Source organism: Pseudonocardia tropica (genome assembly GCF_040105315.1).
In the GTDB taxonomy this organism is placed as follows: domain Bacteria; phylum Actinomycetota; class Actinomycetes; order Mycobacteriales; family Pseudonocardiaceae; genus Pseudonocardia; species Pseudonocardia alni.
This window is the reverse complement of the sequence record NZ_JBEDNP010000040.1, coordinates 1-7,937: the sequence shown is the minus strand read 5'-3', so window position 1 is coordinate 7,937 and position 7,937 is coordinate 1. Positions and strand designations below refer to the sequence as shown.

9 protein-coding genes and 1 pseudogene are annotated in these 7,937 nt (G+C 70.2%); 3 read left to right on the top strand and 7 right to left on the bottom strand.

Features of this window, described 5'->3' with window-relative positions; all coding sequences use genetic code 11:
• Positions 1 to 422 (top strand): 2'-5' RNA ligase family protein (locus tag WHI96_RS26935; RefSeq protein ID WP_349302486.1); only part of this gene is annotated, 422 nt, incomplete at its 5' end.
• A gap of 397 nt (positions 423 to 819) precedes the next feature.
• Here WHI96_RS26935 and WHI96_RS26930 read toward each other — a convergent pair.
• Together WHI96_RS26930 and WHI96_RS26925 are read right to left on the bottom strand one after the other, a co-directional pair.
• Positions 820 to 1,971, bottom strand: a complete 1,152-nt coding sequence (locus WHI96_RS26930; RefSeq protein WP_349302485.1) for a hypothetical protein — start codon at positions 1,969 to 1,971, stop codon at positions 820 to 822.
• A 147-nt stretch (positions 1,972 to 2,118) separates the two neighbouring features.
• The gene (locus WHI96_RS26925; RefSeq protein WP_345643905.1) at positions 2,119 to 2,868 is read right to left on the bottom strand and encodes a hypothetical protein; all 750 of its coding nucleotides are present in this window, start codon (positions 2,866 to 2,868) and stop codon (positions 2,119 to 2,121) included.
• Between the two features lie 76 nt (positions 2,869 to 2,944).
• Between WHI96_RS26925 and WHI96_RS26920 the strand changes: the two genes are divergently transcribed.
• Both WHI96_RS26920 and WHI96_RS26915 read left to right on the top strand, forming a co-directional pair.
• The gene (locus WHI96_RS26920) at positions 2,945 to 3,430 is read left to right on the top strand and encodes an HIT family protein (RefSeq protein ID WP_345643908.1); all 486 of its coding nucleotides are present in this window, start codon (positions 2,945 to 2,947) and stop codon (positions 3,428 to 3,430) included.
• A gap of 891 nt (positions 3,431 to 4,321) precedes the next feature.
• On the top strand, positions 4,322 to 5,113 hold the full coding sequence (locus WHI96_RS26915; RefSeq protein WP_349302484.1) for a Stk1 family PASTA domain-containing Ser/Thr kinase: 792 nt from the start codon (positions 4,322 to 4,324) through the stop codon (positions 5,111 to 5,113).
• Between the two features lie 134 nt (positions 5,114 to 5,247).
• Here the strand turns inward: WHI96_RS26915 and WHI96_RS26910 are convergent, their stop codons facing one another.
• The 5 genes and pseudogenes from WHI96_RS26910 to WHI96_RS26890 form a co-directional block, all read right to left on the bottom strand.
• A complete protein-coding gene (locus WHI96_RS26910; protein WP_345643914.1) occupies positions 5,248 to 5,991 on the bottom strand; it encodes a YML083C domain-containing protein in 744 nt (247 codons plus the stop codon).
• A gap of 148 nt (positions 5,992 to 6,139) precedes the next feature.
• Positions 6,140 to 6,322, bottom strand: coding sequence for a hypothetical protein (locus WHI96_RS26905; RefSeq protein WP_349302483.1), 183 nt, complete (start codon positions 6,320 to 6,322; stop codon positions 6,140 to 6,142).
• Complete coding sequence (locus tag WHI96_RS26900) at positions 6,319 to 6,486, bottom strand: hypothetical protein (RefSeq protein WP_345643920.1); 168 nt, start codon at positions 6,484 to 6,486, stop codon at positions 6,319 to 6,321. Before WHI96_RS26900 ends, WHI96_RS26905 begins: the two co-directional genes overlap by 4 nt.
• A 114-nt stretch (positions 6,487 to 6,600) precedes the next feature.
• The gene (locus WHI96_RS26895; RefSeq protein ID WP_345643922.1) at positions 6,601 to 6,954 is read right to left on the bottom strand and encodes a hypothetical protein; all 354 of its coding nucleotides are present in this window, start codon (positions 6,952 to 6,954) and stop codon (positions 6,601 to 6,603) included.
• 106 nt (positions 6,955 to 7,060) lie between these two features.
• Positions 7,061 to 7,937, bottom strand: a pseudogene (locus WHI96_RS26890) (hypothetical protein); the annotation flags it as partial.

The window sequence follows — 7,937 nt, the reverse complement described above, 5'->3', positions numbered from 1 at the left end:
TCCCCGCGCATGTCAGTGTGATCTACCCGTTCTTGCCGCCCTCCCGGATCGGCCCCCGGGAGATGAGCCAATTACGGGAGGCGGTCCGGTCCGTGCCTGGTTTCGATGTCTCGTTCGCTGACGTGTGTTGGTTCGACGACAGGGTGGTCTGGCTGGGATCCGACCCGGCTGACGGCTTCCGGGCGCTCATTGATGCCGTGTGGGCCGCGTTCCCGCAGTGCCCGCCCTACGGAGGCGCGTTCACTACAACCGTCCCGCACCTGACTGTCGGCGCCGATGGTGATCTCGGTGCCATGTCGTCCGCAGCTCGCGCTGTCGCTGCATCGTTGCCCATTTCCGCTTCTGTGGGTGCTGCTCGCCTGTTCCAGGGGTCGGAGGCGACCGGCGGATGGCGCAGCGTGGCTGAACTGCCTCTGGGATGAGCGCACGCTCGGAGGCTCCGTGGACGGGTAGCCGGCCACGCGCCTTGACCCTCAAGAGACGGTACTCGGCAACGTCCTCCCTCCGAGTGTGTCGGGTCTCGGGACATGCTTGACTCGGCGGCTTTGGTCGAAGCCATGGCGAGCGCACCGCACCCGAGACACGAACCTGTCGAGCGGCTGCCGTCGGCGGCGTTGTGCCGTTGGCACACCGCCTCAGTGGGCATGCCCAGCGCACGGGCAATCGCCGTGGCGGATAGGCCGGGCCACGCCGACATCCTGCGCGAACAGATTGACGGCTCCGTCGGCCGATAGCGACGGCGTCGGGTAGCCCCTCGGAAGCAGCACAGTCGACCGTGGCCGCGCTCGCGGTGCCGGTCACGGGTTGAGCCACCGCTCCCTACGGACGGAGCCCTCGCCCCCTGGTCCGGTCCGGGCCGCCGCGCTGCTGGGGTCCCGCTGCAGGTGGTGGGGTCATCGATGTGTGCTGGGTTCGAGCGGCCCGTTCTCGGTCCTCGCGGGCGTAGAGCGCCCGCTGTGCGCTCCGGGCAGCGGCGGTGGGATCTGATTCCCAGCCCTGCCCCGGGCGCCAGCGGCTGCTCTCGCCGGCGCTCAGTTCGGCGGTGAAGTGACTGATGGTGTCGACCATCGCGGAGAAGTGCGGGTAGGCACGTAGCTGCGGCCACTGGTGACGGAGCGCGTCGATCTCGGCTTCCCATGGGATCTGACGTTCAGCAGGTGTGGCCAGCGGCGACTGCCCGTAAACCCGGTAGGGGACGGGGAGCCGCTCTGCGTCCATCCTGTTCCAGTTCCAGTTTGTGGCCACGGCCTGGCGGAGCAGATCACCGTCGACACGGCATGTCGAGATCAGATAGTGCAGATCGATGAGATCCTTATAGCGGTGCCAGGCCGTGGTGTTGTTGCCGCGAAGGCTGGTCGGCGGACCGGTAAGCAGGACGAGCTTGTCCGCGATCTGGTTCGAGATGGGAAACAGGGTCGGCCGGACCGGCATGAGACCGGGAAGATCGAGGGCAGTTACCGAGCGATGTGAAACGTCGGGCGGGCCGACATAGACCATTTTGCTCGGCGGCTTGATATCGATTTCCACGACAATGGGGTCGGCGACGGCGACAGTTCTACGGGGGCCGTAGCGATCGTCGACCGGTTGCGCGTTGAGGGTGCCCATGACCTGTCCGCTGTCGTGGACGGTCAGGGCGTTCGCGCTGTAGCGCAGCAGCCCGCCCAGCCCGACCGTCGAGGTCCTGCCCGGCTGGGAGATGGGTGGAGCGATGTCGTGGATCGCGGCCAGGACCTCTCGCCCGTAGTCATGGGCGTCGCGGTGACGCAGGGAGTGCGCGAAAAGGTCCAGATCGAAGGCGGTCCGCGGCATGCAGTAAGCCGGATGGGGCCCGGTCTGGGACGGCCGCATCGTCTCGGGCCACGGGTCATCGGGATGTGGGCGCACGGGAAGGGCCAGCGATCCGAGGAGATGCCACTCGTGGGATCGCTGGTTGAGCCCGGCGAGCAGGTCGGTCATGATCAGCTGCTGCATCGCCCGGCTGGAGTCGAGCTCAGGGCCGCTGGCCCGCTGTGCGACCGCGGATGTCAGATCAGACCAGGTGGGAAACCGGTCACGAAACTCGGGAAGAAGGTGGGGCCGCCACGGGTCGGGGTGAGTCACCGCTGTTGCCGTTCCGGCTCAGGCCGCCGCCTCGAGCGCTTCGGCCAGCCACCCGCTTCCATCATCGTGAAGGCCGCGTCGAGCGAAGGCAGCGCTCAACTCGCCCGGCAGATCCCGGCCGGCGACCCACCCGGCGGACAGCAGGTTCTGGCATATCCGGCCGAGCACCTCGACCCCGACGCCGCAGTCGACGTACAGATCGGCCACCGTCCGAGCTGGGCTGGTGACCCACATCCCCTCAACGAGGACGACCTCACACTCGAGCAACAGCGCGTTCCGCACGACCACCTCTCCCGACGGCGAACCCACCGCGTCGCCACCCTGCGCTGGCTGAGGATGTTCGGTCGATGCAGGCGCGGCTGCGCCCGGCCATGACGAGGAACGAGTAGCGGCCTGCGCAGTCGGGGCGGTGAACTCGTAGGCCGCCACCGGGGCGGTCAGGACTCGGTAGACCAGGCCGGCGGAACGATGCGACACCACCGCGGTGGCCGTGGGCGAACGCCGCCACGCCGGCGTCGATTCGAGCCCGACCCAGGTCGCATACAGACCGGGAAAATCGTGCCGGGCGCCCGCCCTGACCCGGAGCACTCCTCCCGCAGGACCAACGTCGCGAACATCGGGCCGGGCGAGCTCGACGAGGCCGAGCTGCAGCCAGCGCTGCACCGACGGGGCGTCCAGATGCAGACCGAGCTGCGCCAGACCGGCGTACCCGTGCTGTCCCTCAGCGAGCGAGAGCAAGTCCGACAGACGCGCCTCAGGGTCGTTCACAATCAGAATCGTAGTAGAGTCGAGTGCGGAGTGGAAGCTGAACCGCGGAACGGTGAACCCTCGCAAAGGGGGACGGATGCACGAGAGAATCGCGGCCGCCGAGCGTGGCGAGAACTCGACGGTCATGATGCGTATGTCGACGAGCTGGGCGGTCATCGGAGACACACAACACCTTCCCGGCTACAGCCTCCTTCTCTATGCAGGCACGGCCAATCATCTCAGTGATCTCAACAGGGCCGAACGCGCCGATTTCCTGATGGACATGTCCATCCTCGGTGAGGCCGTAGCGAACGCGTGCCAGCGGCTTGACAGTGGATTCCGAAGAATCAACTACGAGATCCTCGGAAATTCATTCGAGCATCTTCACGCACACGTACATCCACGTTACGAATGGGAACCTGCCGAGCATCGCCACAGCCCGGTCTGGATATACCCCGACCGCAAGTCGCCCCGCTACGCACTGTCAACTCGTCACGATCCCCTGCGCGAGGCGATCACTGCCGAGCTGCAACAACTTCTGCACCTCACCTCGGTGGGGAATCCGTCGGACTCCCCGGCATGAGAGAGCGGATGTCCAGCTGAGCCGGTCCCGATCCGCCTTGTTGGGAGCCAGCCTCAGGTGAGAGGCAGCTCGGTGTGCAGGAGGGTGGTGCTGCCGGGTGGGCTCGGCAGCCGCAGCCGTCCCACCGTCGAGGTGACCCGCTCCGCAAGCCCGGTCAGCCCGGTGCCGGCGGCTGGGTCCGCGCTGCCGCGGGCCGTCGTCGCGACCCCCTGGCCGAGCAGCGACGGCAGGAGAGGGACGCCGGTATCGAGAGCGCCAGCGCAGGGAACAGCAGCCAGGCCGAGGCGACGGAGTGATCCACGCCGCGGCTGGAGGACCCACGCTTCTGCATCGTGGTCGTCGAGGTGGGTGGCGCGGTCCTCGCGACCGCCTTGGGCACACTCCGAGACGCGCCCCCGTCACCGCACTCGACCGAAGGGCGACGTGCTGATCAGCAACGTATGCACCGATCCTCGGGCTCGGGCTCGGGGTCACGGCCGCGCGGCCTTCGACGCAGTGCTCGCCTGGAGTCACACCGTCGATGCGGGCCGCCGCGCGGAGCTGCTGGCCACCGATGACGGTCGTCGAATGTATGAGGAATCCGGTTCCAGCGTTTCACGCACACCGGTGATGCGCGCTCCCCTGCATCCGCGGCGCGGACGCCTCATCAGGTAGCCGCTCACCGCGGCCGGTTGGGCCGGTGCCGGGCCGTGGTGCTCGCTGGCGCGGCCGAGAGCGGGCTGTCGTCGAGGTCGGTGACGGGGACCAGCCCGGCCGGAGTGGCCGTGGCGGTGAGCTCACCGAGCTGGCGGCTTCCGAGCGTGTCATCAATCCTGAGGACTGGTGCTAACGGTGGATCGGAAAAGTGCGCTGAATGGGCGTCAGCAGCGCGCAACTGTCGAAAGGCCCGCCATGATCCAGCCGCCGGACAGCACCTCTCCCGGACCTATCGAAGACGCACCGTCCCCGGCCGGCTCTCGCGGCCCGCGGCTGGGCCTGCTCGGCGTCGGAGCGGTCATGTGCGTGGTCGGGCTCATCGCCGGGCTCGTACTCGGAGCCGGTGCGTCGGGCTCGTCTGCTGCGGGCACCGATCAGACGGCCGTTGCGGCCACCTCGACCACCACTTCGCAGGAGCCGAACGACCCGGCCTCGTTCGGCTACGCGACCGTCCCTGACCTGACTGGCATGACCGGCGACGAGGCCAGCGCGGCGTTAGACACCGCTGATTTCCGCGACATCTCCTTCACGACGAACTACGCGTCGATGGACTCGTTCGTCGAATGGCAGTCGCCGGCCGCGGGCACGTGGTGGAGCAAGACCTCTTCGGTTCGGGTGACCCTCGATCCCACGTCGGCACGATCGACCGCGTCCTCGGCGACCATGGCCTCCACCCCGGCCCCCACCGCCCCGACCACGTCGTATGTCGAGCCGAGCTCGACCTACACCTACAAGATCACCGGCAAGAACAGCGCGATGATCACCTACAGCAGCACCGGCGGGAATACCTCGCAGGTCTCCTCGGCCGAGCTGCCCTGGTCGAAATCGGTGGAGTCCCCCGGTTACGGCGGAATGAGCTTCGCCTACGTCTCCGCGCAGAACTCCGGCGGCGGCACGATCTCCTGCCAGATCATCGGGCCGTCCGGCAACGTGATCTCGGAGAACTCCTCCGAGGGTGCCTATGCGATCGTCACCTGTCAGGACTAGCGCAGACCGCCAGCATTGGTGCCCTCAGCGAACGCGACGGACGGCAGCCGGAGCACACTTGCTCGGGGGACCTAGCTGCCGATCCCGCAAGGCCCTCCGACGACGTACTGCCGAAAGCGACTGTACTGGCTCGGTCACGGGCGGAAGGGGTCAGACAGGTAGTGCGGTGGCGCGGCCGCTGCCTTCCAGGCCTTGATGGGCACCTCCTGCACGGGCACGAGCTCGGTGAGCGGGGGCGGTTCGGGAGTGGAGGCCCGGATCTCCTGCACCGGCGCTGCCGAGGCCGTGAACGGCGAAGGCGGGATGGTTGGTTGCTGTGGGAGTCGGTACGCGTGCGGCGGGCCGCCGGGCAGGTCCTCCGGGTGCTGGTAGCGACCGTCCAGCTCCGCGGCCGCCCGGATGCGTGGCCCCTGCTGTTCCTCGGTCAGCTGCTGGACGCGCTTCCGGGAGGTGCTCCCCTGCCTGGCGGCGCGGGCTGCATCGCGCGCGACTCGCTTCTCGGCCCGGAGAGTGGCGCGCTTCTCGGCTCGGCTGGCCCGCTCGGCGGCGTCGGGGTGGGGCTTCCCGCGCCGCATCGGGACCCGTGGGGTGGGTGGGGGCTGGCGATAGGTGGTCCGGCGCCCGGTGGGCACCAGCTGCGCAGTGCCGTTGCACGGCTCCCCGGTGGGGGTGTGGTGGTCGGCAGGGACGCGGGCGCCCAGCCCGGCGGAGGTGCCGCAGTCCTGGCAGCGGTGCCGGACGAGCTCAGCCCAGGCCGGTCGACGGCCGCGGCACGCGATGCGGTCTGGGCTGTGGTGGGGGAGGAGGATCCCGCCCTTCACCTGTGCGACCTGCCCGCACGTCGAGCACTGGCCCTGGCGGGCAGGGAGCGGTGCCACAGCGCGGGGCACCGGTGGGGTGGCGCCGGCGGGACGGCCGCGGTCGTTCTGGGGGACAAACGCGACCCGGTCCGGGCGGGCGGGGCCGATGCCGCGCCAGCGGCTGGCATGGCGCTTCACAGGCGCTCCTGCTTCGACATCGACAGGTTCATGACCTCGGTCCAGAGATTCGGATGCTCGATACTGAGCAAGTCACCTCGGACAGCTCGCCGGAGGACCCGACGAACCAGCCCCCGGAGCCGGGGTCGTCGATCAACGTGGACTCGGTCAGCATCCGGACGGGCTGGAAGTCGACGAGCACGGTGCGGGCGTTGCGCTCCTGGCGCGTCATGGCGCCGATTCCGAGGTGGGCGCCCATCCGGCGGCGATCGCGCGGGCGGCGTGTTGCTGGGCGGTCATGCGCCGGCAGGTCTGATCCCACAACGCTCCAAGCGTGCGGGGCTCGGCGCGGTCGTCGAACGCGACCGGATCAAGGATCTGCGCGAGGCGCTCCACCAGTGGCGCGTACGCAGAAGCAGGGTCAGGCGCGGGCACGACGTCCTCCTCAGCTCGTTCCAGGACCCGTCTTACCGGACGCCCCTGACAGCGACCATGCGCCGACGAGATCGGTCAGCGGCGCGGTCGGCAATCGGGGCACACCGGCCCGTCCAGGCGCCAGCCCACCGCAGCAAGCCAGTCCCGCGCGGTCGCGGGCAACACGTCATCGGACCCGGAGGGATCGACTGCGAGCTCGCCGACCAGCAGAGGCCCGTCGCCACAGCGCAGACAAGTCAGGTCGGTGATCGGCCCGACCGGCGGGCACGCTCGGCAGTAGCGGGCGGTGGTCGGACCGTCGGGGCCGGGAATCAGCCACACCGCGCTCATCAGGATCTGCTGCAGCGGGTCGGCCGCGGCCTGCCCGCACCGGTCGCAGCACAGCGACGGCCCGGCCCCCGGGGCGAGCGGCCCGGTCGTGCTGGCCATCACTGGCCGCGGGGCGGTAGTGGGCCCCAGGTGCGGGGGAGGCCCCGCCTGATGAGTGGGGGTGGGGGATGCGGGTCCGGTGGGGAAGGCGGAGTTCACGGGAGCCTCACTGCTGAGCATCGGGGGCGACGGGTCGGGTTTCGTCGGCAGGTGCGGTGTCGGTTGTGGTGGCGGTGGGGCCGGGTCGGCGCTGCGCCGCCCGGGGTCGGGCCCTACGTCCGCTCGCGCCTCGACCGGACCCGGAGTCGGTCGCGAGGCCTGTGTCGGGTTCCGGAGTCCGGCCGGCCATCTGACCGCGCAGCCGCGCGAGGTCGGCGCGCAGCTCGGCAAGCTGGGCACCGTGGCGGGCCTCGGCGTCGGCGAGGCGCTGTTCGCCGTAGGCGCGCTCGCGGTCGACGTCATGGGCGAGCTGCTCGCGAAGGGCGGCCAGGCTGCTCGCCGCCGCGGCGCGTGCGGCCCGGTGCTCGACGGCCTGTTCGCGAACCTCGTGCAGCTCGTCGGCCAACCGGGCGCGATCGGTCTCGGCCCGGTCGAGATCACGGCGGGCCGCACCCAGATCTGCGGCGGCGGTGTCGCGTGCGCCGACCAGCACCTCCACCTGCCGGCGGGCGTCGGCGAGCTCGGTCTCGACGCGAGTGTGCTCGCGGGCCAGCGCTGCCAGGTCGGTGGTGACCCGGGCGGACTCCGCGGTCGCGGTGTCGCGGGCGGCGATCGCGGAGTCACGTGCGGCGGTGAGCGTGTCCCGCTCGGCGAGGGCTGCGGCCAGCTCGGTGTCGCGCTGCTCGAGCTCGGCGCGGACCTGCGCGACCTCGCCCTCGAGGACCTCCCGCGCGGCGATCGCGGTATCCCGGGCGAGCTCGGCGTCGGCGCGGGCCTCGGCGGCCTCGATGGCTTCGGCATCGGACGCGGCCGCGGAGCGTCGCGCGGCCTCGGCGTCGGCGCGGGCGGCGCGGGCCTGGGCGCGGGCCTCGTCGGCCACGGCC